At 62.8% G+C, this 26,008-nt stretch carries 26 protein-coding genes and 1 tRNA gene; 14 read left to right on the top strand and 13 right to left on the bottom strand.

Annotated features, from left to right (window positions below):
• The first annotated feature begins 497 nt into the window (after positions 1 to 497).
• The gene (gene cysQ / locus ACWBU6_RS25245) at positions 498 to 1,310 is read left to right on the top strand and encodes a 3'(2'),5'-bisphosphate nucleotidase CysQ (RefSeq protein ID WP_452646079.1); all 813 of its coding nucleotides are present in this window, start codon (positions 498 to 500) and stop codon (positions 1,308 to 1,310) included.
• A 2-nt stretch (positions 1,311 to 1,312) separates the two neighbouring features.
• Complete coding sequence (locus ACWBU6_RS25240) at positions 1,313 to 1,600, top strand: hypothetical protein (protein WP_452646078.1); 288 nt, start codon at positions 1,313 to 1,315, stop codon at positions 1,598 to 1,600.
• 4 nt (positions 1,601 to 1,604) lie between these two features.
• Here the strand turns inward: ACWBU6_RS25240 and ACWBU6_RS25235 are convergent, their stop codons facing one another.
• The 9 genes from ACWBU6_RS25235 to ACWBU6_RS25195 form a co-directional block, all read right to left on the bottom strand.
• The gene (locus tag ACWBU6_RS25235) at positions 1,605 to 2,354 is read right to left on the bottom strand and encodes a class I SAM-dependent methyltransferase (protein WP_452646077.1); all 750 of its coding nucleotides are present in this window, start codon (positions 2,352 to 2,354) and stop codon (positions 1,605 to 1,607) included.
• A gap of 42 nt (positions 2,355 to 2,396) precedes the next feature.
• Positions 2,397 to 3,863 (bottom strand): ribonuclease G, encoded by a 1,467-nt coding sequence (rng, locus tag ACWBU6_RS25230; RefSeq protein ID WP_452646076.1) that lies wholly within the window; start codon positions 3,861 to 3,863, stop codon positions 2,397 to 2,399.
• Positions 3,863 to 4,483, bottom strand: coding sequence for a Maf family protein (locus ACWBU6_RS25225; RefSeq protein WP_452646075.1), 621 nt, complete (start codon positions 4,481 to 4,483; stop codon positions 3,863 to 3,865). The genes rng and ACWBU6_RS25225 overlap by 1 nt, the downstream gene beginning before the upstream one ends.
• A gap of 15 nt (positions 4,484 to 4,498) precedes the next feature.
• The gene (gene rlmH, locus ACWBU6_RS25220; RefSeq protein WP_426164472.1) at positions 4,499 to 4,969 is read right to left on the bottom strand and encodes a 23S rRNA (pseudouridine(1915)-N(3))-methyltransferase RlmH; all 471 of its coding nucleotides are present in this window, start codon (positions 4,967 to 4,969) and stop codon (positions 4,499 to 4,501) included.
• A 5-nt stretch (positions 4,970 to 4,974) separates the two neighbouring features.
• Positions 4,975 to 5,679 (bottom strand): ribosome silencing factor, encoded by a 705-nt coding sequence (gene rsfS, locus ACWBU6_RS25215; RefSeq protein WP_130310590.1) that lies wholly within the window; start codon positions 5,677 to 5,679, stop codon positions 4,975 to 4,977.
• A gap of 3 nt (positions 5,680 to 5,682) precedes the next feature.
• Complete coding sequence (locus ACWBU6_RS25210; RefSeq protein ID WP_452646074.1) at positions 5,683 to 6,330, bottom strand: nicotinate-nucleotide adenylyltransferase; 648 nt, start codon at positions 6,328 to 6,330, stop codon at positions 5,683 to 5,685.
• The gene (hemF, locus tag ACWBU6_RS25205) at positions 6,327 to 7,238 is read right to left on the bottom strand and encodes an oxygen-dependent coproporphyrinogen oxidase (protein ID WP_452646073.1); all 912 of its coding nucleotides are present in this window, start codon (positions 7,236 to 7,238) and stop codon (positions 6,327 to 6,329) included. The genes ACWBU6_RS25210 and hemF overlap by 4 nt, the downstream gene beginning before the upstream one ends.
• Before the next feature lie 99 nt (positions 7,239 to 7,337).
• On the bottom strand, positions 7,338 to 8,609 hold the full coding sequence (gene purD, locus ACWBU6_RS25200) for a phosphoribosylamine--glycine ligase (RefSeq protein ID WP_452646072.1): 1,272 nt from the start codon (positions 8,607 to 8,609) through the stop codon (positions 7,338 to 7,340).
• 5 nt (positions 8,610 to 8,614) lie between these two features.
• Positions 8,615 to 9,340 carry a YebC/PmpR family DNA-binding transcriptional regulator gene (locus ACWBU6_RS25195; protein WP_452646071.1) on the bottom strand — a complete coding sequence of 242 codons (726 nt, stop codon included), beginning with the start codon at positions 9,338 to 9,340 and terminating at the stop codon, positions 8,615 to 8,617.
• A gap of 197 nt (positions 9,341 to 9,537) precedes the next feature.
• On the opposite strand from ACWBU6_RS25195, the gene ACWBU6_RS25190 reads away from it, so the two are divergent.
• The 7 genes from ACWBU6_RS25190 (at position 9,538) to ACWBU6_RS25160 (ending at position 16,978) form a co-directional block, all read left to right on the top strand.
• Complete coding sequence (locus ACWBU6_RS25190) at positions 9,538 to 12,033, top strand: alkaline phosphatase D family protein (RefSeq protein WP_452646070.1); 2,496 nt, start codon at positions 9,538 to 9,540, stop codon at positions 12,031 to 12,033.
• Positions 12,034 to 12,160: 127 nt separating this feature from the next.
• Complete coding sequence (locus ACWBU6_RS25185) at positions 12,161 to 13,084, top strand: DMT family transporter (protein ID WP_452646069.1); 924 nt, start codon at positions 12,161 to 12,163, stop codon at positions 13,082 to 13,084.
• Positions 13,081 to 13,479: a methylglyoxal synthase gene (locus ACWBU6_RS25180; RefSeq protein ID WP_452646068.1), complete on the top strand. Its 399-nt coding sequence runs from the start codon at positions 13,081 to 13,083 to the stop codon at positions 13,477 to 13,479. Before ACWBU6_RS25185 ends, ACWBU6_RS25180 begins: the two co-directional genes overlap by 4 nt.
• Before the next feature lie 64 nt (positions 13,480 to 13,543).
• Entirely contained in the window at positions 13,544 to 15,121 is a 1,578-nt protein-coding gene (locus ACWBU6_RS25175) for an alpha/beta hydrolase family protein (RefSeq protein WP_452646067.1), read from the top strand.
• An 11-nt stretch (positions 15,122 to 15,132) separates the two neighbouring features.
• On the top strand, positions 15,133 to 16,107 hold the full coding sequence (locus ACWBU6_RS25170; RefSeq protein ID WP_452646066.1) for a quinone oxidoreductase family protein: 975 nt from the start codon (positions 15,133 to 15,135) through the stop codon (positions 16,105 to 16,107).
• An 8-nt stretch (positions 16,108 to 16,115) separates the two neighbouring features.
• Positions 16,116 to 16,244: a hypothetical protein gene (locus tag ACWBU6_RS25165; RefSeq protein WP_452646065.1), complete on the top strand. Its 129-nt coding sequence runs from the start codon at positions 16,116 to 16,118 to the stop codon at positions 16,242 to 16,244.
• 2 nt (positions 16,245 to 16,246) lie between these two features.
• Positions 16,247 to 16,978, top strand: coding sequence for an alpha/beta hydrolase (locus tag ACWBU6_RS25160; RefSeq protein WP_452646064.1), 732 nt, complete (start codon positions 16,247 to 16,249; stop codon positions 16,976 to 16,978).
• Positions 16,979 to 16,987: 9 nt separating this feature from the next.
• On the opposite strand, the gene ACWBU6_RS25155 is transcribed toward ACWBU6_RS25160, so the two are convergent.
• Together ACWBU6_RS25155 and ACWBU6_RS25150 are read right to left on the bottom strand one after the other, a co-directional pair.
• Complete coding sequence (locus ACWBU6_RS25155; protein WP_452646063.1) at positions 16,988 to 18,379, bottom strand: C13 family peptidase; 1,392 nt, start codon at positions 18,377 to 18,379, stop codon at positions 16,988 to 16,990.
• Positions 18,366 to 19,004, bottom strand: coding sequence for a DUF4136 domain-containing protein (locus ACWBU6_RS25150; RefSeq protein WP_452646062.1), 639 nt, complete (start codon positions 19,002 to 19,004; stop codon positions 18,366 to 18,368). The genes ACWBU6_RS25155 and ACWBU6_RS25150 overlap by 14 nt, the downstream gene beginning before the upstream one ends.
• Positions 19,005 to 19,167: 163 nt before the next feature.
• Between ACWBU6_RS25150 and pepN the strand changes: the two genes are divergently transcribed.
• The 3 genes from pepN (at position 19,168) to ACWBU6_RS25135 (ending at position 22,984) form a co-directional block, all read left to right on the top strand.
• Positions 19,168 to 21,810, top strand: coding sequence for an aminopeptidase N (gene pepN, locus ACWBU6_RS25145; RefSeq protein WP_452646061.1), 2,643 nt, complete (start codon positions 19,168 to 19,170; stop codon positions 21,808 to 21,810).
• A gap of 23 nt (positions 21,811 to 21,833) precedes the next feature.
• Positions 21,834 to 22,841, top strand: coding sequence for a class 1 fructose-bisphosphatase (locus ACWBU6_RS25140; protein WP_452646060.1), 1,008 nt, complete (start codon positions 21,834 to 21,836; stop codon positions 22,839 to 22,841).
• A 67-nt stretch (positions 22,842 to 22,908) separates the two neighbouring features.
• Positions 22,909 to 22,984: transfer RNA gene (locus tag ACWBU6_RS25135), tRNA-Thr, on the top strand.
• Between the two features lie 105 nt (positions 22,985 to 23,089).
• Here the strand turns inward: ACWBU6_RS25135 and ACWBU6_RS25130 are convergent.
• Positions 23,090 to 24,022 carry an alpha/beta fold hydrolase gene (locus ACWBU6_RS25130; protein WP_452646059.1) on the bottom strand — a complete coding sequence of 311 codons (933 nt, stop codon included), beginning with the start codon at positions 24,020 to 24,022 and terminating at the stop codon, positions 23,090 to 23,092.
• Positions 24,023 to 24,181: 159 nt separating this feature from the next.
• Between ACWBU6_RS25130 and ACWBU6_RS25125 the strand changes: the two genes are divergently transcribed.
• Both ACWBU6_RS25125 and ACWBU6_RS25120 read left to right on the top strand, forming a co-directional pair.
• On the top strand, positions 24,182 to 24,787 hold the full coding sequence (locus ACWBU6_RS25125) for an alpha/beta fold hydrolase (protein WP_452646058.1): 606 nt from the start codon (positions 24,182 to 24,184) through the stop codon (positions 24,785 to 24,787).
• On the top strand, positions 24,788 to 25,135 hold the full coding sequence (locus tag ACWBU6_RS25120) for an alpha/beta fold hydrolase (protein WP_452646057.1): 348 nt from the start codon (positions 24,788 to 24,790) through the stop codon (positions 25,133 to 25,135). It abuts the gene before it with no gap.
• Here ACWBU6_RS25120 and ACWBU6_RS25115 read toward each other — a convergent pair.
• The gene (locus ACWBU6_RS25115; protein ID WP_452646056.1) at positions 25,086 to 25,985 is read right to left on the bottom strand and encodes a LysR family transcriptional regulator; all 900 of its coding nucleotides are present in this window, start codon (positions 25,983 to 25,985) and stop codon (positions 25,086 to 25,088) included. The two genes, ACWBU6_RS25120 and ACWBU6_RS25115, sit on opposite strands and share 50 nt — an antisense overlap.
• Positions 25,986 to 26,008 lie beyond the last annotated feature (23 nt).

Here is a 26,008-nt window from a genome sequence, read left to right as displayed (position 1 = left end):
GCGACTGAAGCCTGGCCATGCCGGCTGCCACCGTGGCCGCATCGGCTTCTCTGTGGCCCAGCGGCAGCCAGTAGCGGGCGCCGCGCGCGTCATTGAAGTGCAGGCAGCATTGTCCGTCTGGCAGGCGGGATAGTTGCGCGAATACGGTCAGCATGCGCTTGCTGCGCGCCTGGTTGATTTCCCATGCCAGTACCGCCGGGGTAGGCTGGCAGCCTTCTTCATCGCGCAGTTTTGCCGGCGCAAGCGATTCCGGCAGCAACTCCAGCTTGTGCAACAGACGCTCCGCTGTGCGCTTGGTGTCGGCAGCGCCTAGCTCTTGCAGGTGACGGTAGGCGCGTGCGGTATCCCAGGGGCCATCCGCATCCAGGTTGAACAGCAGGGTCGGTGATGTGCTCATGCACTCCTCGTTTGTCGCAATTTGCATCGTATTGCTTTTTTGCTTGTTTTTTTCGTGACTGATGATAGCATATCAGAAACAAATTCCGACAAACTGCACAATGCGACAAAATCTGTCCGAAAGCATGATGAGATCTGTGCTTGCTCTGGCGCGAAGAGCAGGCATGGCCATCATGGATATTTACCGGGCAGACTCGCTGGCAACGACGTTGAAGGGCGATGGCAGTCCACTATGCCAGGCGGACCTGCGGGCGCATGAAATGCTGCGCAGTGGCCTGCTGGCATTGACGCCGGACCTGGCCATCGTGTCGGAAGAGGATGGCGATGCGGCAGGTAGGCGCCCGAACAGCGGCCGCTTCTGGTTGGTTGACCCGCTGGATGGAACCAGGGAATTCATCTCGCGGAACGATGAATTCACGGTCAATGTTGCGTTGATCGATGACGGCCAGCCAGTGTTCGGGGTGGTTGTCGCGCCGGCCCTGGAGCAGACCTATTGGGGGGCGGAAGGGATTGGTGCCTGGCGCGCCGATGCCGGCGGGATTGCTGCGATCCAGGCCGCGCATCCGGTCGCCGGCCAGCCGCTGCGTGTCGTTGCCAGCAAGAGCCATATGAACGGAGAGACCCAGGCCTTCATCGCCGGTCTTGGCGCTTGTGAAGTGGTGCAGGCGGGCAGTTCGCTGAAGATCTGCCGGATTGCCGAAGGTGCGGCCGATCTCTATCCGCGCATGGGACCGACCTGCGAATGGGACACCGCCGCCGCGCAGGCCGTGCTTGAAGCGGCAGGGGGCGCGGTGCGCACCTTGTCCGGCCAGGCGCTGCGCTATGGCAAACCGGAAGTGCTGAATCCGTTCTTTATCGCTGTGGCGCCAGGCTTGCCGGCCGCGTGGCCCGCATTTCAACCGAAAGAAGAATAATCATGGAAAAGAAACAGATCCACATCCGCTTCAATAACCGCAACGACAATGACAATCCCTTGCCATGGCGCGTACTGACCAAGTGCGGCGAAGTCGACGGGGTGCTTCAGTTCACCCAGGAATTCGCCTCCGAAGTGCGGTTCCACGCGCCGGTCGTGACGTCCGAAGACCAGGTGGCTGCCGGCGTTTTCAAATGGCACATCCGCTCGGTCGGCTTTGTTTCCTGGGATGGCGACGTATGCTATGTCACCGAGCAGGCCGTCCGGCCGATGGCGTCGTTAGCGCTGTAGACGGTCAAGGCTTGCGCAAATAAAACGTTTCTCGCCAGCCCTTGTGATAGTCGTGCATTGCTTCGGCATGTGCCGGGTTGGCGAGAAAGTGTTTGGGCCAGTCATACTGGCTGGTCGCGTAGCCAAAGTGTTCTGCCAAAAAACGAATCGCTGCGCGCGAAGGACGCCCGACCAAGGTGAAGCCGTTACGGGTCAATGCGTCGTCGCAGGCCATCTGCTGGTCGTCGATCGGTTCGCGCAGCAACTGAATTCCGTAAGGATTCTTGAAGATTAAGCGTGTCTCCTGCTGCTCATGGATCGGCACTTCATCTTCTGCCGGCGTGACTTCGGTATCGATGATCACCAATCGGGCGCCAGTGCGTTCGATCCGGTCAAGCAATTCCGCGTGACGGATCGTGTGGTAATAGAAGCCCAGGCAAAAGACCACGTCGAACGATTCATCCCGTAGCAGTTCGAACACGTCGCCGCAGGCAAAGTCGTAACGGCTACGGTCGATATCGTAACGGTCAAAGGTCGCTACCGCATTTGCGATCAGCTCCTGACGCGGCTCGATGCCCTTGACATAAGCGGCTCCAGCCTTCAATGCCGCAAACGTCCAGCGTCCATCGTGACTGGCAATGTCCAGTACCTTTTTGCCTGACAAGTTGGCTGCATTTGTCGCGATGATGGCTTCGTGGCGGCCATTTAGCCGATGCGGAAAAGGACTGGTCAGGCTGGTCGCGTAAAACTGATCGTACTGATTAAAAAAGTCCACTTGGATTTCCTTGTTGGATGGCTTGGCGCGTTGCGTGCCGGATCACATCAGGATCACGTCGTACTGTTCCTGGTGATAGCTGGTTTCGACCTGTAGTGAGATTTTCTTGCCGATGAAGTCGCCCAGCATTGCCAGGTGCTGCGATTCCTCCTCCAGGAACAGGTCGACCACTTCCTGCGAGGCCAGGATGCGGAATTCGCGCGGGTTGAACTGCTTGGCTTCGCGCAGCAGTTCGCGCAGGATCTCGTAGCAGATGGTGCGCGAGGTCTTGACCTGGCCTTTGCCTTCGCAGGCGGGGCAGGGCTCGCACAGGATGTGGGCCAGCGATTCGCGCGTGCGCTTGCGGGTCATCTCCACCAGTCCCAGCGCGGAGAAGCCGGACACCGACACCTTGGTGCGGTCGCGCGCCAGGGCTTTCTTCAGTTCCGCGAGCACGGCGTTGCGGTGCTCGTTGTTCTCCATGTCGATGAAGTCGAGGATGATGATGCCGCCCAGGTTGCGCAGGCGCAGCTGGCGTGCGATGGCGTGCGCCGCTTCCAGGTTGGTCTTGAAGATGGTGTCGGCAAAATTGCGGCCGCCGACGAAACCGCCGGTATTGACGTCGATGGTGGTCATGGCCTCGGTCTGGTCGACGATCAGATAGCCGCCTGACTTCAAATCGACGCGGCGGCCCAGCGCGCGGTGGATTTCCTCTTCCACGCCGTACAGGTCGAACAGCGGGCGCTCGCCGGTGTAGTGCTGCAAGCGCTGCAGGACGGAAGGCGTGTAGATGCGGCCGAACTCCGTCAGCGACAGGAAGTTTTCACGCGAATCGACCTGGATGGTTGCGGTTTCGTCGTGTACGAAGTCGCGCAGCACGCGCTGTGCCAGGTTCAGGTCCTGGTGCAGCAGGGAAGTCGGCGGGCGGGTGCGCGCGCCGTGGCAGATCGCGCCCCAGGTCTTGCGCAGGTATTCGATGTCGGCCTGCAGGTCGCTGTCCGAGGCGTCTTCCGCCTGGGTGCGCACGATGTAGCCGCCTTTTTCGTCTTCCGGCAGCAGGCCTTGCATGCGCGCGCGCAGGGCTTCGCGGTCGGCTTCCTTCTCGATCTTTTGCGAGATGCCGATATGGCCGTCCTGCGGCAGGTAGACCAGCATGCGGCCGGCAATGGAAATCTGCGTCGACAAACGCGCGCCCTTGGTGCCGATCGGGTCCTTGATGACCTGCACGGTCAGCACCTGGCCGTCGAACAGCAGCTTTTCGATCGGGGTCGGGGTGGCGTTCTGGGCGCCGTCGTGCGGACGGGCTTCCCAGATATCGGCCACGTGCAGGAAGGCTGCGCGCTCCAGGCCGATGTCGATGAAGGCCGACTGCATGCCGGGCAGCACGCGCACCACTTTGCCGGAATAGACGTTGCCCGCCAGGCCGCGCGTCAGCGTGCGCTCGATGTGCAGTTCCTGCACGGCGCCCTGCACGATGAGGGCGACGCGGGTTTCCTGCGGGGTGATATTAATGAGGATGTCTTCGTTCATCAGGGGAGTTTCAATCCTGCCTGGCGCAACAGTTGCGCCGTTTCGTACAGCGGCAGGCCCATGATGCCGGAGTGGCTGCCTTCGATGTGTTCAACGAACAGGGCTGCCAGGCCCTGGATGCCATAGCCGCCGGCCTTGTCGTAAGGCTCGGTGGTGGCGCAATAAGTCTTGATCTCGGCCTCGGTCAGCTTGCCGAAGCGAACCTCCGAGACCTGGGTGATATGGCCGGAGAAGTCCTGCGAGTGCACGGCCACCGAGGTCAGTACCTGGTGGGTGCGGCCGGACAGCTTGTGCAGCATGTCGGTTGCCTCGCGCACGTTGGCCGGCTTGCCGAGGATTTCGCCGTCGATGGTGACGGTGGTGTCGGCGGCCAGGATGGGGCGCAGGATCAGGCGGCGGCGCTGGATCATGTCCCAGGCAAAATCGGCTTTCTCCTGGGCCACGCGGCCAACATAGACCAGCGGCTCTTCGCCGGCATGGACTTCTTCGCTCACGTCCGGCCCGCGCGGGCCGTCGTTACGCAGCATTAGCAACTCAAAGTCCACGCCGATCTGGCGCAGCAATTCGCGCCGGCGCGGACTCTTGGAAGCCAGGTAGATCTTCTTTTCGACCAGTTTCATCGTTTGCCTTAAAGGTTAGACACGATGATAAGGGTGGTTTTGCGTTATTGTCCACGCCCTGTACAACTGTTCGGCCAGCATGACGCGCACCATGCCATGCGGGAGGGTCAGGCTGGACAGGCGAATCATGCCTTCCGCCCTGGCCTTCAGCCCCGGATCGAGGCCGTCGGCGCCGCCGATCAGGAAGGCGGTATCGCGGCCATCCTGCTGCCAGGCTTCCAGCTGCTGGGACAGGCCCACGCTGGTCAGGTCCTTGCCGCGTTCATCGAGGGCGATGATGCGTACCGATTTCGGCAAGGCGGCCTCGATACGCTCCCGTTCCAGGGCCATGGCGGTGGCGGCGGTCTTGCTGCCGGAACGCTCAACGGGCTTGATTTCCTTCAGCACGATGCGCAGTTCCGGCGGCATCCGCTTCACGTATTCGGTGAAGCCATTCTCGATCCAAGCCGGCATTTTATGGCCGACCGCAGCGATAATCAGCTGCACCGGACTTACTCAGCCGCAGGCTTCTTGATGCGCTTGATGACGGTCTTGGCCGGCGCTGCGGCTGCAGCGGCGGCTTTCTTCTCCTTGGCGGCTTTGGCGGATGCCTCGGCGGTCTTGGTGGAAGCGACCTTCACTTTCTTGCCTTCCGGCGCGACGACCTTCGGCGCAGCCTTCTTGGCGGCGGCTTTCTTGGCCACGGCGCCGGCTGCGGCAGTTGCCTTCACGGTGCCTGGCTTCTTGGCCGCCGGTTTCTTCTCGACCACGGCTTCCGCAGCTTTGGCTGCCTTGGTGGCCGCCAGGTGGCCCGATTTCTTCGGCGCGGCTTCCTTTTCGGCGGCGGCCTTGCCTTCGGCGGTGGATTTGCGCTTGGCGGCGCCCAGCTTGACCGGCTTCTCGCCCCAGATTTCTTCCAGGCGGTAGTAAGCGCGGATCGGCGCCTGCATGATGTGGACGATCATGTCGCCCAGGTCCACCAGCACCCATTCGCCGGTATCTTCACCCTCGATGCCGATCACGTCGCCGCCGGCTTCTTTCACCTTGTCGCGCACCGAGGCAGCCAGTGCCTTGGTCTGGCGGTTGGAAGTACCGGAAGCGATGGCGATGCGGTCGAAAAGGCTGGTCAGGCCGGTGGTGTCGAACAGGACGATTTCCTGGCCCTTGACGTCTTCCAGGGCGTCCACGACGATGGATTGCAGTTTTTTGATATCCATTATTTAGTTCTTATACAAATTATGTTGTTCAATATAGTCTAGCACTACCGGTGGCAGAAGCGAGTTCGCCCCGTCCCCCCGTTGTAATGCAGCACGAATGGCAGTGGCCGAGATGTCGACGGCTAAATCAGCCGCCAGCATGGTCATGCCCGCCGGGGTGTTCCTGACCTGATCCGGCGTGGCCAGGCGGCGCTGGAATTCAGCTGCCACCTCGGCCGGCACGTGGGCGTCGTCCAGCTCGAAGCCGGGCCTGGCTGCCACGCAGAAGTGGGCCAGGTCGAACAGGTTGCGCCATTCGTGCCAGGTGTTCAGTCGCTGCAGCTGGTCGGCGCCCATCAGGAAGGCCAGCGATACATCAGGGCCTATGTCGGCGCGGATTGCCCGCAGCGTGTCGATCGTATAAGTGGCGCTGCCGCGCGCCAGTTCCTGCCAGTCGATCGTGACCGGGCAGGGCAGGCCGGTAAAGGCCAAAGTCAGCATATCCACGCGCTGCTGCGGCGTCGCTACCAGCGCGCCCTTTTGCCAGGGCAGGGCTGGAATCACGAGCAGCGCATCGGCGTTGAGCAGTTGGACAAATTGTTTGCCAAGCGCGACGTGGCCGTTGTGCACCGGATCGAAACTGCCTCCCAGCAGTGCGATGCAGCGTTTCACTCGGCCAGCCAGTCGCGGTGCGGGAGGAAGCCGGTGTACAGCGCCGCTTCCGCGCTGCCGTCTTCCGGATGCCAGTCGTAGCGCCATTTGACGACCGGCGGCATGGACATCAGGATCGCTTCGGTGCGGCCGCCGGACTGCAGGCCGAACAGGGTGCCGCGGTCGAACACCAGGTTGAATTCGACGTAGCGTCCGCGGCGGTAGGCCTGGAAGTCGCGCTCGCGTTCTCCGTAGGGCGTGTCCTTGCGGGCTTTCACGATCGGCAGGTAGGCGGCCAGGAATGCGTCGCCCACGCTGCGGGTCATTTCAAAACTCTGGTCGAAGCCAAGTGCGTTGAAGTCATCGAAGAAGATGCCTCCCACGCCGCGCGCTTCCTTGCGGTGCTTCAGGTAGAAATACTCGTCGCACCATTTCTTGAATTTCGGGTGCAGCTCGTCGCCGAAAGGCTGCAGCGCGTCGCGGCAGGTGCGGTGGAAGTGGCGCGCATCGTCGGCATTGCCGTAGTAGGGCGTCAGGTCCATGCCGCCGCCGAACCACCATACCGGCTTGCCGTCGGTGGTGGTGGTGGTGAAGAAGCGCACGTTCATGTGTACCGTTGGCGCGTACGGATTGCGCGGGTGCAGCACCAGGCTGACGCCCATGGCTTCCCAAGGCTGGCCGCCCAGCTCCGGGCGGTGCGCCGAGGCCGATGGCGGCAGCTTGGCGCCCGTGACGTGGCTGAAGTTGCAGCCGCCGCGCTCGAACACGTTGCCTTCTTCGATCAGGCGCGAGATGCCGCCGCCGCCTTCCGGGCGCTCCCACGCATCGCGCAGGAATGGCTTGCCGTCCACATCTTCCAGGGCGGAGATGATGCGGTCCTGCAGGCCAAGCAGCCAGGCTTTGACGTCTTGTGGGTTGGGGGCGGTCATTTCTTTTTCTTTGCTCTTTTCTTCAAACCGGTAAACCGAAGTCAGACCCGCAGGGTCTGACACCTTCCTTACGCGGCGGTCGCGGGCCAAGTGCCGGTATTAGTGCTTCAATCCGCGCCAGCCGATATCGCGGCGGAACTGCACGCCTTCGAAGCCGATCTTGTCGACCGCTTCGTACGCCTGCTTCTGCGCCATCTTGATGTTGTCGCCCAGGCCCACCACGCACAGCACGCGGCCGCCGGAGGTAACCAGCTTGCCGTCCGCATCGTCGGTAGTACCGGCATGGAAGGTCACGGAATCGCTCGTTTCAGCCGCAATGCCGTGGATATGGTCGCCCTTGCGCGGTGCGTCAGGGTAGCCGGCGGCTGCCAGCACCACGCCGACGGCGGTGCGGCGGTCCCACTCCAGCTCCACCTGGTCCAGCGTCCCGTTGACGGCATGCTCCATCACGCCCAGCAGCTCGGTCTTCAGGCGCGACATGATCGGCTGGGTTTCCGGATCGCCCATGCGGCAGTTGAATTCCAGCGTCTTCGGATTGCCGGCGGCGTCGATCATCAGGCCGGCGTACAGGAAGCCGGTGAACTGGATGCCGTCCTTGGCCATGCCCTGGATGGTAGGCATGATGATCTCGCGCATCACGCGCGCATGCATGGCCGGGGTCACGATCGGGGCGGGGGAGTAGGCGCCCATGCCGCCGGTGTTCGGGCCCTGGTCGTTGTCCAGCAGGCGCTTGTGGTCTTGCGAAGTGGCCAGCGGCAGCACGTTTTTGCCGTCGCACATGACGATGAAGGAAGCCTCTTCGCCGGCCAGGAATTCCTCAATCACGATGCGCGCACCGGCGTCGCCGAAGGCATTATCGGACAGCATGTGGTCGACCGCGCCATGCGCTTCTTCCAGCGTCATGGCAACCACCACGCCCTTGCCCGCTGCCAGGCCGTCGGCCTTGATGACGATCGGCGCGCCCTTGGCGTCCACGTAGGCGTGGGCTGCCTTGGCATCGGCAAAGGTTTCGTACTCGGCGGTCGGGATGCCGTGGCGCTTCATGAAGGCCTTGGCGAAGTCTTTGGACGACTCGAGCTGGGCTGCCTCTTTGGTCGGGCCGAACACTTTCAGGCCGCGCGCGCGGAACAGGTTGACGATACCGGCAGCCAGCGGCACTTCCGGGCCGACCACGGTCAGGCCGACGTGCTCTTTCTCGACGAAGTCGGCCAGTTGCGCCAGGTCGGTGATCGGCACGTTTTCCAGGCGCACATCGCGCGCGGTGCCGCCGTTGCCAGGCGCAACATAGACCATCTGTACGCGTTCCGACTGCGCCAGTTTCCAAGCCAAAGCGTGTTCACGGCCACCCGAGCCGACTACCAGGATCTTCATAAGGATTATTCTTCGATGACAGCGTTGGTATAGATTTCCTGGACGTCGTCCAGGTTTTCCAGTGCATCCAGCAGCTTTTGCATCTTGGCCGCGTCTTCACCGGTGAATACGGTCTCGGTGGCCGGCTTCATGATCACTTCCGCCACTTCCGCCTTGAAGCCGGCCGCTTCCAGCGCATCCTTCACGCCGGCGAAATCGTGCGGGCCGCACAGCACTTCGATGCCGCCTTCCTCGTCGGTCACCACGTCTTCGGCGCCCGCTTCCAGGGCTGCGTCCATCAGTTTGGCTTCATCGGTGCCGGGAGCGAACAGGAACTGGCCGGTGTGCTGGAACATGAAGGCCACGGAGCCTTCGGTGCCCATATTGCCGCCGTACTTGTTGAAGGCATGGCGCACTTCAGCCACGGTACGCACGCGGTTGTCGGTCATGCAGTCCACGATGATGGCTGCGCCGCCGATGCCGTAGCCTTCGTAGCGGACTTCTTCATAGTTGGCGCCGTCGCCGCCGCCGGTGCCGCGCGTAATGGCGCGGTTCACGTTGTCCTTCGGCATATTGGCGTCAGCGGCCTTGTCGACTGCCAGGCGCAGGCGCGGATTGGAGTTCAGGTCGCCGCCGCCCATGCGCGCGGCCACGGTGATCTCCTTGATCAGGCGCGTCCAGATTTTGCCGCGCTTCGCGTCCGTTGCAGCCTTTTTATGCTTAATATTGGCCCATTTGCTGTGTCCAGCCATGTTCAATCTTCCTTAGACGGTATGCAATCGAGGGCGACATTCTAGCATACCGGTCCTTCCCTGAAATTGTCGCGCCGGCGCGACCAAAAGCGCATGCGCAACCCCCGCACGCGTGTTTAGTAGCTTTCCTCAGGCTTATTTCATCTGCATGTAAAGTTAATATCGTAAAACAATAATTTTTATCATGAAGGAGACCTATGGATCGTCGGCAATTTATTAAATTGGGCGGCTTTATTACTGTATCGGCTGCCACCGGCGGCCTGGCAGGCTGCGGCGGCGGCAACGACACCCCGCCGGCACCCGGCCTGCCGCCTGCGACCGGCGCCAACTGGAAGTTTCCGCAAAGCGTAGCCTCCGGCGACCCCCGTGCCGACAGCATCCTGCTGTGGACCCGCGTGGTGCCGACCTCCCTGGATGACGTGGCGACCGTTACGGTCAAATCGGGCGTCACGGTGCGCGTGCAAGTCTCCGCCGCCGACAATACTGCCGCCCTGGGCAGCAACAAGGCACTCGAGGGCAGCGCGGTGGTCGATGTCCAGATCGAGCTGAACGCCGATTTCGATAACACGATCCGCCACAAGGTCACCGGCCTGCAGCCGAACACCGTATACTTCTACCAGTTCACCGCCGGCGATGTGCGTTCCAACGTGGCCCGCTTCAAGACTGCGCCGGCGGCCGACGCCAGCGTCTCGCAATTGCAGTTCGCCTACCTGACCTGCCAGGACTGGAGCATCAACCACTGGGGCGCGCTCGATCATATTGCCAAAAACGAAAAACTGGACTTTATCGTCCATCTCGGCGACTACATTTACGAGACCGTGGGCGAGGCTTTCCAGGTCGGCTCGGTCGAAACCCGCCATGGCGCCCTGACCCTGCCGGACGGCACCTTCAAGAACGGCAGCTCGGGCGCGAAATACGCGACCACCCTGGCCGACTACCGCTACCTGTACAAGAAGTACCGCACCGATACCCGCCTGCAGGCAGTGCACGAGCGCTTCGCCTTCATCGCCATCTGGGACGACCACGAGTTCAGCGACGATTCCTGGGGCGATACCCAGACCTATTCGGAAGGCGAAAAGAAGGATACCGCCCGCCGCCGCAGCGCCAACCAAGCCTGGTTCGAATACATGCCGGCCGACGTTACGCTCGACAGCGCAGCCACCGGTTTCCAGAACATCAAGATCTACCGCGATTTCCAGTTCGGCAAACTGATGCAGCTGGTGATGACCGACGAGCGCCTGTACCGCGCCGACCACGTGGTGCCGGAGCAGATGGCCAATCCGGCCACCGGACAGCCGCTGGGCAGCATCGGTGCGCGCTACCTGGTGGCGCAGGACCTCTACAGCGCCGCCGAAGCGCAGAAGGTGGCTGCCGTGGGCGGCGCCGATCCGCTGGCCGCCATCAGCATGCTGGGCGCCACCCAGCGCGACTGGTGGAAGGCCACCATGAAGTCTTCCAGCGCCACCTGGAAGCTGTGGGGCAATGAAGTATCGCTGCTGCGCATGGGCCTGAGCGGCGTGGACGCCATCGCCACCCTGGTGGCCTTGCAGGCCGTTGCCACGCTGGCCACCAATATCGGCAGCACTGCCGCCAATTCGACCGGCGGCAACGTTCCGGTGGCCGGTGCGATTGTCGGCGCCATGACTGCAGGCGCATCGTCTTCCGTGGCGGCGGCTGCCGCGACCGCGATCGCCACTTCCGCTGCCGGCGGCGGCGACACCAGCGCGCGCCTGACGGCAGCCGTCGGCGCTGGATTGAACTCGGTCCAGGCCAGCGTAGCGGTCCTGGTGTTTGGCCAGGCGGAGAACGTGGCCAAGTCGGGCGGCAGCGCCACAGCCCAGGTTACGGCAGCCGCACAGGGTATCGCGATCGGCTATATCAAGCCGGACGTGCAAGCCAACAAGGCCGCATCGCAGTTCGTGGTCGCTTCGGGCAAGGCTGCCGCCCTGGCGCCTTACTTCCGCAAGTTCCTGATCAATTGCGACCAGTGGGACGGCTACAACGCCGAGCGCAAGGCCCTGATGTCGCACCTGAAGACCAACAACATCGGCAACGTGGTGGCGCTGACCGGCGACATCCACTCCTTCTTCGCCGGTACCGTCAATGACGATTACGATGCGGCGGGCGGCGGCACGCCGGTGATGGTGGACCTGGTATCGGCCGGCGTCAGCTCGGACTCCTTCTTCACCTACCTGCGCGAAGCTTCTGCAAGCCTGGGCGACCTGGGCACCCTGGTGTCCCTGCCGCTTTCGGTGCCGGTGCCGAACGTGGGCACGATCACGCTGAACGTCAACCTGCTGGACTACACCATGGGCAAGGTGTCGCCAAGCGCCGATTCGGTGGCGACTTCGCTGATGATCCAGTTGCGCGGCGCGCTGGGTGCCAAGGGTGTGCCGGAAGCCATGCTGGATGCGACCATGGACGCGGTGCTGTCGGCCATCAAGGCTGATGCCAACTTCGGCACCCTGGTTGGCCTGGCGCAGCAGCTGGCCAGCCTGAACAGCAACCCATGGCTGCGCCACGTGAACACCGATGCGCAGGGCTTCACCGTGGTGACTGTGACCCCGGGTTCGCTGGTGGCCCAGTTCAAGCAGGTCAACAAGCTGGTAGGCAGCAATGCCCCTGCCACTGTGATCGCCAGGGTCACTACCGCCACCGTGAACGCGGGCCAGGCAGCCGTAGTCGTCTTGTAAATAGGCCAAAACCGGCCCTTGGCACGCGGCCGCCGCAGACCAGTGTCTGACCCTGTGGGTCAGACACTGCATTACCGGTTTTAAGGGGGCGCCAGCAACCTTGGCGGCTTGCCGCTACAATGGTGGCATGGAAACAGCTACACCGGAACCGCAGGGCAAACGTGCCGCCTACCTGGGCGGATTGGCAATAGCTGTCGGCGGGGCAGTACTGTTCTCCACCAAGGCCATCGTGGCCAAGCTGCTGTACCGGTACCAGCTCGACGCCGTCACGGTGATCGCCTTCCGCATGTTGTTCTCTTTGCCAGTCTTTGCAGCCATTGCGCTGTGGAAGATGCGTACCGAGCCGCCTTTGAGCCGCGCCGATGCCTGGCGACTGACAGGACTGGGCCTGGTTGGCTACTACCTTTCGTCTTACCTCGATTTCCTCGGCCTGCAGTTCATTACAGTCGGCCTGGAGCGCCTGATCCTGTTCCTGACGCCGACCTTCGTGCTGCTGGCCTCCGCGCTGTGGTTGAAGAAGCATATCGGCCGCAGCCAGTGGATCTCCCTGCTTACCGCCTACGCCGGCATCGTCCTGGTGTTCTTCCACGACCTGCGCGACGGCGGCAGCAATGTGGCACTCGGTTCGCTGCTGGTGCTCGGTTCGGCCATGGCTTACGCCCTGTACCTGCTGGCATCGGGCGAAATGGTCAAGCGCCTCGGCTCGCTGCGCCTGGTGTCGTATGCCATGTGCGTGTCCAGTGCCGCCTGCATCGGCCAATTCTTCCTGCTGCGGCCCGCCGCCCTGCTGGTACAGCCGATGGAGGTTTACGGCCTGTCGCTGGTAAACGGTATCCTGTGCACGGTGATGCCGGTCTTTATGACCATGGTCGCCGTACAGCGCATCGGCGCCGGTCCCGCTTCGCTGGCGGGTATGATCGGTCCTGTGTCCACCCTGTTCTTTGGCGCCGTCATCCTGTCCGAACCCGTCACCAGTTGGCAACTGGCGGGAACGGCCCTGGTGCTGGCCGGTATCTACCTGCTGTCGAATGTGAAAGGTAAAGAGAAATGACGCCCCGCATTGCCCTGATTGCCCACGACAAGAAGAAAGACGACATGATCGCGCTGGCCCGCGAGTACGCTGCCTTCCTGCGTAGCTGCAAGCTGTGCGCGACCGGCACCACGGGCGGCCGCCTGATCGCGGAAGTTGGCCTGACGGTGGAGCGCAAGCATTCCGGCCCGCTGGGCGGCGACCTGCAGATCGGCGCCATGCTGGTGGAAGGGCACATCGATGCCATCATCTTCCTGCGCGACCCGATGACCCCGCAACCGCACGAACCCGATATCAACGCACTGGTGCGTGCTTGCGACGTGCACAACGTTGCTTGCGCTACCAATCTGGCAAGCGCCCACCTGGTACTGTCGCAAATGCAGGCTGATGCCGCAAAAACGCAGCCTGTCGCATGAAGCTTGGCCGGCGCCCTGCGTGCTGGCACTGTAGCGTCCTCATTAAAAAAAGAGGAGAGCGTGCATGAAGGGTATCCTGGGCGGCGTTGCCGCCATCGCCATCATCGGCGCCAGCTCGGCCAGTGCAGCCCCTGGCCTGGCGGGCCACTGGGTCGGCACTTACGGGGTGGGCGGCGATATGAATTTCCTGCGTCCGCATTTCGGCGCAGATGGCAAGGCCACGGTCGACATGCCGGCCTTCGAGAAAAAAGGCCTGCCGCTCGAAGCTGTTGCGAACAAAGGCGGCAGCGTGAGTTTTTCCCTGCCTGGCCCCGACGGTGTGCTGCAATTCGACGGCAAGCTGCAAGGCGACCTGTTGGCCGGCAAAGTAAGACTGAACGGGAAGGACGGAAAGTTCGCCTTCCGCCGCACGCTGCCCGACGATCCCGCGCGCCACCAACCGCTGCTGGGAGCCTATGAATTCCCCGGCAAGCGCCTGGTCGTGTTGTCCGAGTGGGGCGACTTTCCGCAGATGTTCTACAGCGATTTGAGCACGGGCCGCTACGCCTCCATGTTCGCCGAAAGCGGGAACGTGTATTACGCCGGCGCCGGAAACCTGAATCCCGCCGTGCGCGAGACCACGATGCGCTTCGAGGGCAACAAGATGGTTTGGCAGCAGGCCGGCAAGAAGGAAACCGGCCGCCGCCTGCAGTTCCGCTCGGAAGAGGTGACGTTCCGCAACGGCGACGTTACGCTTTCCGGCACCCTGGTGCTGCCGGAAGGGAAGGGGCCATTCCCCGCCATCGTGCTGACGCAGATGTCCAGCCCAGCACCGCGTGGCGCATATGCGCTGCAAGCGTACTACTTCGCCGCACACGGCATGGCAGCGCTGATGTACGACAAGCGCGGCGTGGGCAAATCCAGCGGACAATTCAACAAGGCCACCATGGAGCAGTTGGCCGATGATGCCATCGCAGGCATTGAGCTGCTCGGCAAGCGCAGCGACATCAAGGGCGATGCGATCGGAACCTGGGGCCATAGCCAGGGCGGCTGGCTGGCGCCGCTGGCGGCGGTCCGTTCGCAGAAGGTCGCGTTCGTGATCGCGCAAGCCGCATCGGCCGTTCCGCCGGCCGAACAGGAGGTTTACCGCATCGAAAGCTCCCTGCGTGCGCAAGGCTTCAGCGAAGACGAGGTAAAGGCGGGCGCTGCGTACCAGGAGAAACTGATGCATTGGGTGACCAGCGGCGGCGCCAACCGCACCGAATTGCTGGCCGCGGCGCGCGCCGGCGAGAAGGCGCGCTGGGCCAGCCGCGTCGAAATCGTGCCGGACACGCTGAAGGAGAAGCCGAGCGAGACCACCACCGCCTTCTACAGCTACGACCCGCTGCCTGACCTGAAGAAGCTGAACGCGCCCGTGGTCTATATCCTCGGCGAGAAAGACGCTTTCGTACCGGTGCATAAGAGCGCGAAGCTGTTCCAGCAAACGCTTGATGCGAGCGGCCACAAGGACCACCAGGTGTGGATGCTGCCGCGTGCGGCGCACGGTTTGTGGGAAACCGATGCCGATGGCGGCAGTGCCTATATCAACTCCACGCACTGGGCGCGCGAACACTATCCACGCATGACGCAATGGCTGCGCGAGCGTGGCTTCATCACACACTAAAGGAGCAGGTAATGGTTAAGGCGATTCGCATGTCCCGCACTGGCGGGCCGGAAGTGATGGAATACGTCGAGGTCGAGGTTGCGCCGCCAGGTCCGGGCGAAGCGACCGTGCGGCACGAAGCGATCGGCCTTAACTTTATCGATGTGTACTTCCGCACCGGCCTGTATCCGCAGCCGCTGCCGGGCGGCCTGGGGCAGGAAGGGGCCGGCGTGGTGGAAGCGGTAGGCGAGGGCGTGAGCCATGTGCGCGTGGGCGACCGCGTGGCCTATGCCGGCCGTCCGAACGGCGCTTATGCGCAGGCGCGCAATTTGCCCGCCAGCTTGCTGGTCAAGCTGCCCGATGCAATCGGCAGCGACACTGCGGCCGCCATGATGTTGCAAGGGATGACAGTGCAATACCTGTTCCACAGCGCGGCGCCGGTCAAGGCCGGCGACACCATCCTGTTTCATGCGGCGGCCGGCGGCGTGGGCCTGATTGCTTGCCAGTGGGCGCGTGCCCTGGGCGTCACCCTGATCGGCACCGCCGGTTGCGACGAAAAGGTGGCGCTGGCGCTGCAGCATGGCGCGGCCCATGGGATCAACTACAACAAGGAAAACTTTGCAGAAAGGGTGCGTGAGATCACCGGCGGCAAAGGCGTTTCCATCGTATTCGATTCGATCGGCAAGGATACCTTCACCGGTTCGCTCGACTGCCTGCGGCCGCGCGGCATGATGGTCAGCTTCGGCAATGCGTCCGGCCCGGTGGCCAACTTCTCGCTGGGCGAACTGGCTTCGCGCGGCTCGCTGTTCCTGACCCGTCCTGCGCTTGGCAACTATACGGCCACGCGCGCCGACCTTGAGGCCTGCGCACAATCGCTGTTCGATGTGGTGGCGCGCGGCGAGGTCAAGATCGAAATCCAGCAGCGGTATAATCTGGCCGACGTAGGGCGGGCGCATCGCGACCTTGAGGCGCGCCGCACCACAGGCTCCACCATCCTCTTGCCTTGAAACCGAATATGACTGACCAGAACCGCCCAGCCGATGACGACGGCACCCCGAAGTTTGGACGCTTGCTGATTGTCCTGTTGTGTGCTGTCGCCCTGATCGGTCTCATCACCTTCGCCAGCGAAGCTTACTACCGCTGACCATGCGACTCCTGCTGCCGCTCCTGCTGTCGGTGCTGGCCGTGTATGTCGCCGTTTGCGCGCTGGTGTTTTTCCGCCAGCGCAGCATGATCTATTTTCCGCAGGCGTTTGAAGGCGGCACCGTGCTCGCGCTGGATGGCGGCGTGCGTGTCGGGGTTACCTTAGACGAGCAGCCGGGGCCTGCAGCGGTGATCTACTTCGGCGGCAATGCGGAGGCGGTCGGCCATAGTCTGCCGGAGCTGCAGGCCGCTTTTCCCGGCCATGCACTGTACCTGATGCACTATCGCGGCTACGGCGCCACACCGGGAGAGCCGACGGAGGCCGGCCTGTTTGCCGATGCGCTGGCCTTGTATGAGCATGTGCGCGCCCGGCACCCGCAGGTCACGATCGTTGGCCGCAGCCTTGGCAGCGGGATCGCCACACGGCTGGCCGGCAGCAAACCGGCCGAGCGGCTGGTGCTGGTCACGCCGTATGACAGCATGGCCGGGGCAGCCTCGCACCATTATCCCTGGCTGCCTGTGCGCTTGCTGCTGCGCGAGCGCTACGACTCGGCGGGCTACGCCGCTACAGTCAACGCCCCAACCACCATCTTCGCTGCCGAGCGCGACGACATCATCCCCCGCGCCAGCAGCGAAGCGCTGTATCGCAGCTTCCGCCCAGGGCTCGCCACATTCCATGTTGTGCCCGGCGTCGGGCACAACGATATTTCCCTCTCCCAGCTGCCGCTGCATTGAACTTTGCAGTCACTGAAACGTGGCCAGCTTGGCGCCGATGGCGCGGCCGATGGAGATCTGCGGGTTCGAATAGCCGTCGTCCTTGCCAGCCTCGACTTCACGTTTGCGTATCACTTCACGTGCGGCGGCGTGGGCTTGTTCGAAGGAGCGCGTGTGGCTGCGCAGCTGTTCGTCGAACATGGCGCGGCCGAAGAAAGTGAGCTCGGATTTGTAGCCGCAGCCGTAGGAGGTATGGTCGGCATCGGCTGCAGTCAGCACCATGGTCGCGTCGTCTTTCAGCGCCGGAATCCAGCTGCCGGAGTAGCAGGCCGAGACTGCGATGACACGATGTTTGATTCCCGCTTCGTCCAGGAATTTGCGCAGCATGGAAGGCGTCAGTTCTGTCAACTCGAACGGCCAGAACTCCGCCGCCAACTGGCCTTCGCGCGCACCGTGCGAAGTCAGGTAAATGAACAGCACATCTTCGTCCTTGTCCATGGTGCGCGACACACTGCGGATCGTCTTCTGCAAGTTAACAGTAGTGGCCCACGGCAGTTTTTCGGCGGTCTGGAAATGGTTCACCAGTTGCATCGTGCGGCCGGCAGTGTCGAAGCGCTGCGACATCACGTCGGCCACCATCTGGCTCTCGCGGCGGAACACTTCGTCGCCGTAAGGCGCGAAGGTCAGTGCATACATGTCGACCTTGCCCGGGCGCTGCGGGGCCAGCGCTGCCAGTTGGCGCGACAGCAGCACCGGCTGCGACTCCATCAGTTCCGCGGTCAGCTTCAGGTAGCGCGACGATTCTTCGTTGCCCGCTTCCTGTTTTTTCGGATACCAGAAATCGGGCTGCTGCGTGGTCACGCCCAGCGCGATCACGCCCGCCATCATGCCCCCGCTGAGCATCAGCGGCCGGCGCCTGCCGCGGCCGCCGCGCGCCAGCAGCGCGAGTTGGGACAGGATCACCAGGGCGACCGGAACTGCCCAGACGATCCACGCGCCCCATTGCCCCATATAGCGCACCGACCAGGCCTCGGCGCCGCCGTACAGCATAGCGGTGAAGCACAGGTCAATAAACAGTTCCAGCCAGACGGTCTGCGCCAGCAATAGGGTAGTGAGAAGCGCCAGGTCGGGCGCGGCGCCGGGACGCCCGCTTGGTCCGGTACCGCGCGCCATCAGCGCGTAGAACGGCAGCAGGGCGAAAGGAAGCCAGCCGTAGGCGATGGCCTTCCAGTAGAAGATCGCCGGGCCGTTGATATACACGCGCTGGAACAATACCGAAAGCGCCAGCACCAGCAGCGCCAGAACGGCGACAACGCCCGGCCCGGTGGACAGGCCATCCCAGCGGGGTGGACGGAAAAAGGCGGTGGAAGCGCCTTCGCGCAACCACCGCCCGATCGATTTGATGGAATTATTGGAGCTCAAGATCTACGCGCTTGGCCTTTCCGCTTTCGCCAGGGAAGCCGGTGAAGGCGCTTTGTACCAGTGCCGGCATGACCAGCGGCGTCGATTGCTTGCGGCTGGTGTTTTGCACGGTCACGTCATACAGCTTCTTGCCCTGCAGGTTGTTGATGGTGACGCGCAGGTTGCGGTCATAGTTATGCTGGATGGTTTCGCGGAACTCCATCGGTCCCCACATCCACGGATCGTAGTATGGACGGTAGAAGCCGTAGTAGCGATAACGGTAAGGGTAGTAGCCCCAGCGCGGGTAGTAGCCCCAGGGGCCGGGTCCATACATCCACGGGTCGGTCGCAGTCAGGACCTTGACCGGGCGGTCGATAGTGCTGAACTGCATGGCGACGCGCAGCTTGGCATCCCTGGCGCTGGCGGCCTGGGTGAAGCCCAGCTTGGCCAGTTCGCCGCTCACCAGGTTCTGGTAGCTGCGGTATTCCAGCGTATCCTCACCCGGGGAAGGCGTTTCGAAGGTATAAGATTTGTCCTGCAGGTCGCTCGGCCACTCATGGAAGACCGTGACGTTGCTGCGCAGGGTGGTGGCACAGCCGCTCAGCAACAGACTGGTGGCTGCCACCAAAATGGCTAGCGCTTTCATGGCAAAACTCCTTTTTATCCTCATAAGCCAGTTTAATCCGGCAACATGCGTTTCACCTAATTATTACAGAATGTTACCCCCACAGGGACACCGGAAAAGAATCGGGCGTACCCCTTGCCCGGTATTGGTAAAATAGCCTTCTTTGTCCTCGCTCGCCCAAACCATGCGTACCGACAGCCCTCAAACGATCTATCGTAAAGACTACACCCCGCCCAGCTACCTGGTGGAGACCGTGGAACTGGGCTTCGACCTTGATCCCGCCCGCACCATCGTCGCCAACCGCGTGCACCTGCGGCATAACCCCGATAGCAAGAGCCATGACCTGGTGCTGCACGGTGAGGCCATCGAACTGGTTGCCCTGCGCATGAACGGGGTGGCGCTGAATCCTGGTCAATATATTATTAGCAACAATACCCTGACCATCCGCAATGCCCCCGTCAACGTGGTGCTGGAAATCGAAACGACCTGTGCCCCGGTTGAGAACACGACGCTGTCCGGCCTGTACACCTCGGGCAGCGGTTTCTACACCCAGTGCGAGGCCGAAGGCTTCCGCCGCATCACCTATTTCCCGGACCGCCCGGACGTGATGGCGCGCTACACCGTGATGCTGCGCGCCGACAAGGAGCAATACCCGGTACTGCTCTCCAACGGCAACCTGCTGGAAGAAGGCGACCTCGAAGGCGGCCGCCACTACGCAAAGTGGGAAGACCCGTTCAAGAAGCCGTCCTACCTGTTTGCACTGGTGGCCGCGCGCCTGGTATGCCAGGAAGAGAAATTCAAGCTGAAGTCCGGCCGGGAAGTACTGCTGCAGGTGTGGGTGGAAGAGGGCAACCTCGACAAGACCGACTATGCGATGGAGTCGCTGAAAAACTCGATCCGCTGGGACGAGGAACGCTGGGGCCTGGAACTTGACCTGGACCGCTTCATGATTGTCGCCGTAAGCGACTTCAATATGGGCGCGATGGAGAACAAGGGCCTGAATATCTTCAACACGAAATTCGTGCTGGCCAACCCGCGCACCGCGACCGACGTCGACTACTCCGGCATCGAAGCCGTGGTGGGCCACGAGTACTTCCACAACTGGACCGGCAACCGCGTGACGTGCCGCGACTGGTTCCAGCTGTCGCTGAAGGAAGGCCTGACCGTGTTCCGCGACCAGGAATTCAGCGCCGACATGATCGGCACCGACAGCGGCCGCGCCGTGACCCGTATCGACCAGGTGCGCACGCTGCGCCAGGCCCAGTTCCCGGAAGACGCGGGCCCGATGGCGCACCCGGTGCGTCCCGATTCGTTTGTCGAGATCAACAACTTCTACACGGTGACCGTGTACGAAAAGGGCGCCGAAGTGGTGCGCATGTACCAGACCTTGCTGGGCCGCGAAGGCTTCCGCAAGGGCATGGACCTGTATTTCGAGCGCCATGACGGCCAGGCCGTGCAGTGCGACGACTTCCGCGCGGCAATGGCCGACGCCAACCAGCGCGACCTGAAACAGTTCGAGCGCTGGTACAGCCAGGCCGGCACGCCGGTGGTCAGCGCCAGCGGCCAGCACGACGGCGGCAAGCAGGTCTACGAACTGACGCTGCGCCAGTCCTGCCCGGCCACGCCCGGACAGGACAAGAAGCTGCCGTTCCACATCCCGGTGGCCGTGGGCCTGCTGGGCCGCGACGGCAAGGACCTGGCGCTGACGCTGGACGGCAAGCAGCTCGGCACCACGACCGTGCTGGAACTGACAGCCGCCGAGCAGACCTTCCGCTTCGAAGGCATTGCCGAAGCACCGGTGCCGTCGATCCTGCGCGACTTCTCCGCGCCGGTCGTGCTGGAGTACCCGTACACCGATGACGAACTGCTGCATCTGTTCCGCTACGACAGCGACCCGGTAAATCGCTGGGAAGCCGGCCAGCGCCTGGCCATGGAGCGCCTGCTGTCGCTGACCCAGGCAGTGCTGGAGGACCAGCCGCTCAAGCTGGACGACACCTACATCGGCGCGCTGCGCGCCGTGCTGAGCGACACCGGCCTCGATGCCGCCTTCCGCGAACAGTGCCTGATCCTGCCTTCCGAAATCATCATCGCCGAGCAGATGGAAGTGGTGCATCCGCAAGCTATCCACAGCGCGCGTCAGTTCATGCGCCATGCCATCGGCACCGCGCTGCGCGCCGAACTGCTGCAGGTGTACGCGGCCAACGCCACGCCCGGCACCTACAGCCCGGACGCCATTTCGGCCGGCAAGCGCGGCCTGAAGAACGTGGCCCTGGCTTACCTGCTGGTGCAGCCGAATGCGGAAGCGGTCAAGCTGGCGGGCGAGCAGTTCGCCGCCGCCACCAACATGACCGACCGAGCTGCCGCCTTGTCCGCCCTGATCCACAGCGGCGCCGACGCCGGCAAGCAGCTCGACGCCTTCTACAAGGACTTCAAAGGCGAAGCGCTGGTGGTCGACAAGTGGTTCGCCATGCAAGGCTCGGCTCCGCACACCAATGTGGGCAAGGTGCGTGAACTGATGAAGCACCCGGCTTTCACGCTGAAGAACCCGAACCGCGCGCGCAGCCTGCTGTTCAGTTTCTGCAACCAGAACCCGTCGCAATTCCACGCCGCCGACGGCAGCGCCTACGAATTCTGGGCCGAGCATGTGATCAAGCTCGACGCCTTGAACCCGCAAGTGGCCGCCCGCCTGGCACGCAGCATGGACCGCTGGCGCCGTTACGCGCCGGCGCTGCAAGTCCATATGCGCCACGCGCTGGAAAAAGTCGCCGCCGCCACTCCGCTGTCGAATGACGTGATGGAAGTGGTCAGCAAAGCACTCGCAAACTAATTAAGCACAAACCTAGGGAAACAATGAAACGCATCAGCCTGACCCAATATCTCGTTGAAGAACAACGCCAGCACCACACCATTCCGGCCGAACTGCGCCTCCTGATCGAGGTGGTAGGCCGCGCCTGCAAAACCATTTCGCACAGCGTCGGCAAGGGCGCACTGGGCGAGGTGCTGGGCGCGCTGGAATCGGAAAACGTCCAGGGTGAAGTTCAGAAGAAGCTGGACGTGATCTCCAACGAAATCCTGCTGGAAGCGAACGAGTGGGGCGGCCACCTGGCGGCGATGGCGTCGGAAGAAATGGAAGACATCCACCCGATCCCTAACCGTTACCCGAAAGGCGAATACCTGCTGGTGTTCGACCCGCTGGACGGATCCTCCAATATCGACGTCAACGTTTCGATCGGCACCATCTTCTCCGTGCTGAAAGCACCGGAGGGCATGACCGAGCCGACCGAACAGGACTTCCTGCAGCCAGGAGCCAAGCAAGTGGCCGCCGGCTACGCCCTGTACGGCCCGCAAACCCTGCTGGTGCTTACCACCGGCAATGGCGTGAACTGCTTCACCCTGGACCGCGAGATGGGTTCGTGGGTGCTGACCCAGCGCAATATGCAGATTCCTGCCAAGACCAAGGAATTCGCGATCAACTCGTCCAATATGCGCCACTGGCACGCGCCGGTGCAGCGTTACATTGGCGAACTGCTGGCCGGCACCACCGGCCCGCGCGGCACCGACTTCAACATGCGCTGGATCGCCTCGATGGTGGCCGACGTGCACCGCATCCTGAATCGCGGCGGCATCTTCATGTACCCGGCCGACAATAAGGATCCATCCAAGCCAGGCCGCCTGCGCCTGATGTACGAAGCCAACCCGATGGCCTTCATCGTGGAACAGGCGGGCGGTATGGCGACCGACGGAAAGAGGCGCATCCTCGACATCCAGCCTGAGAAGCTGCACCAGCGCGTGCCGGTCTTCCTCGGCTCCCGCGACGAAGTGGCACTGGTGACCAGCTACCATCAGGAAGGCGTGTAATTTTTGCAATGATGGCGCCCCGATACTAGCAAACGCGCAAGTTTGTTTGCTATAATCCGGGCTCTTTGCCGGTGTAGCTCAGTTGGTAGAGCAGCTCATTCGTAATGAGAAGGTCGGGAGTTCGATTCTCTTCTCCGGCACCAGGACGTACAAGAACCCTGTCAGGTCATTGATCTGACAGGGTTTTTTCGTTTAACGCCACACCGCCCAGCGTCAGCCTGATACAACCAAAGGCGCTTAAAGCTGCGTTACTTCACGTTACGCGCGAGGAAAGTGCGCATCAGCTTGCCGATCTGTTCGCCGTCTTCCTCGAGGGCAAAGTGACCGGTGTCGAGCAGGTGCAGTTCGGCTTTCGGCAGGTCGCGCAGGTAGGGCGCGGCGCCGGCAGCGGGAAAGATCTTGTCGTTCTTGCCCCAGGCGATCAGCATCGGCGGCTGGTGTTTGCGGAAGTAGGCTTGCCACTCCGGATAGCGCGCCGGGTTGCTGCCGTAGCTGTAGAACAGCTCGAGCTGGATTTCCTTGTTGCCGGGACGGTCCATATAGGCCTGGTCGACGGTCCATGCATCTGGACTGATCCTGCTGGCGTCGCGCGCGCCGTGCGTGTACTGCCACTTGGTTGCGCCGATCTCGAAGAACGGTTTCAGCTTGGCGGCATTGGCTTCGGATTTGTCGGCCCAATAGAGCTTGAACGGCGCCCAGAATTCATTGTCGATACCTTCGGTGTAAGCGTTGCCGTTCTGGACCACGATGGCGGACACCCGCTCCGGGTGCGCGGCTGCAAGGCGAAAGCCGATCGGGGCGCCGTAGTCCTGCACGTACAAGGCGTACGTCGACGCGCCAACTGCAGTGGTGAACTTGTCGACCACATTCGCCAGGTTGTCGAAACTGTAGGCGAATTTATCGACGGCCGGCGCATCGCTCTGGCCAAAGCCAGGATAGTCGGGGGCGATTACGTGATAGCGCTCGGCCAGCTGCGGAATCAGGTTGCGGAACATCTGGGACGAGGTCGGGAAACCGTGCAGCAGCAACACCGTGGGCGCATCCTTCGGGCCGGCTTCGCGGTAGAAAATGTTGACGCCGTCGACCTTCACGCTGCGGTAGCGTACGTCGGTCGGGGCGGCGGACGCGGTGGCGGCTGCGAGGGCCAGGACCAGGGTTGCGGCGATGCGGGAGGTGTTCATGTTCGCTTCCTTCAAAAGTGGTTTGGATGGGATGGATTGTAGGAAGAGGCCCAATGCGCCGGAACTACGCCCAGCGAAACAATCCGTTTCGCTGGACGCGGTTCCGCCGGGCCGGGATCGTCGCTAGAGTGGGGCCATCGACATCCACTGGAGAACAACATGAGAAAATTCGTCGCCGCCGCCGCTATCGCCTTCGCAGGAGCCGCGCAAGCTGCTCCCGTCGCCTACCGCACGGTCGCCGTGGACGGTATCAATATCGCCTACCGCGAAGCCGGCGATGCCAGCAAACCGACGGTCCTGCTGCTGCATGGTGTGCCAAGCTCGTCCCGCATGTACGACGGCTTGCTGCGCAAGCTGGGCGACCGCTACCACCTGGTGGCGCCGGACTATCCCGGTTTTGGCAACAGCGACGCACCCGACCCGGCGAGATTCAGCTATACCTTCGACAACCTGGCCAGGATCATGAACAAATTCACCGATGCCGTCGGCGCGCGCCACTACGTGCTGCTGATGCAGGACTACGGCGCGCCTGTCGGTATGCGCATGGCGCAGGCACGGCCGCAAGCGGTGCAGGCACTGGTCTTCCAGAACGGGAATGTGTATGAGGAAGGCCTCGGTGCGATGTGGGCCAAGCGCAAGCCTTTCTGGGCGGATCGCGCCGCGCACGAGAAGGAGGTCATCGCCGTGCACCAGTCGGTGGCCGCAACCCGTGCGCGGCATATCGGCAGCGATCCGGCCATCGAAGCCTACGATCCGGATCTCTGAATGGACGAATATGCCTATCTCAATCGTCCCGGGCAGGCGCGCATCCAGGCCGACCTGATTTACGATTACCAGTACAACCTGGCGGCATATCCAGCGTGGCAGGCTTGGCTGAAGCAGCGCCAGTTGCCGACCCTGGTGGTGTGGGGCAGGCATGACCTCGCATTCACCGTGCCGGGCGCGCACGCGTTCCGGCGCGACAACCCCTCGGCCGAAGTGCACATCCTCGACGGTGGGCACTTTGTGATGGACACCAGGCTTGACGAAGTCGCGGCCATCACCGGCGCCTTCCTGGGCAAGCTCAAGCCAGGTGCGGATGCGTCCGCAGGTGCTGCGCCAGCAGGTCGATGAATTTTCGGACACGGGAAGAGCCGTACTTGCTTTCCCGGTGCAGGATATGCACCGGCCACGGCTCTTCTTCGAATTCGGCCAGGATGATCTTCAACTTCCCGGCCGCCAGTTCGTCGGCCATCTGGTAGGACAGCAGGCGGCAGATGCCCAGGCCTTCCACCGCGGCGCGAACCGCCGCATCGTTGCTGGAGACGGTGAAGCGCGGCTTCATGCGCACCGTGATCGCTCCTGTCCCATGGCCGAACTTCCACTCCACGCGTGGCGTGATATTGCTGGCGGCGATGATCGTATGCCGTTGCAGGTCTTCGGGTTGCTGCGGCACGCCATGCCCGGCGAGGTACTCCGGCGACGCGCACAGCACGCGCCGCATCTGTCCCACGCGCAGCGCCTTCATGCTCGAATCGGGCAGGGGGCCAAGGCGCACCGCCACGTCCATGCCTTCTTCGACCAGGTTGACCACGCGGTCGAGGAAATAGGCGGTGACGTCGACTTCCGGATACTGCTGCAGGAACTGCACGATGCAAGGGGTGACGAAAGTTTTCCCGAACAACACGGAGGCGGTGACGGTCACGTTGCCCTTGGGCGGTGCATTGACGCCGGAAGCGGCGTCGTTGGCTTCCTCGATGCTGGCCAGGATATGGCGGCAGTCGTCCAGGTAACGCTGGCCCGCCTCGGTGAGGCGGACATTGCGCGTGGTCCGCAGCAACAGCTGGGCGCCCAGCTTTTTTTCCAGCGCCGCCACCGCGCGCGTGATGGCGGCAGGCGACATGTTCAGGCTGCGCGAGGCGCCCGCAAAACTTTCCTGCTCGCCTACCGCCACGAAAACCGTCATCAGGTGCATGTGATCCATGAATTTCCTCCTGACACGATGGT

The sequence above is a fragment of the Pseudoduganella sp. HUAS MS19 genome, assembly GCF_053615455.1.
Note: the sequence above shows the minus strand (reverse complement) of the source record. Positions and strands in the feature narration are given on the sequence as shown.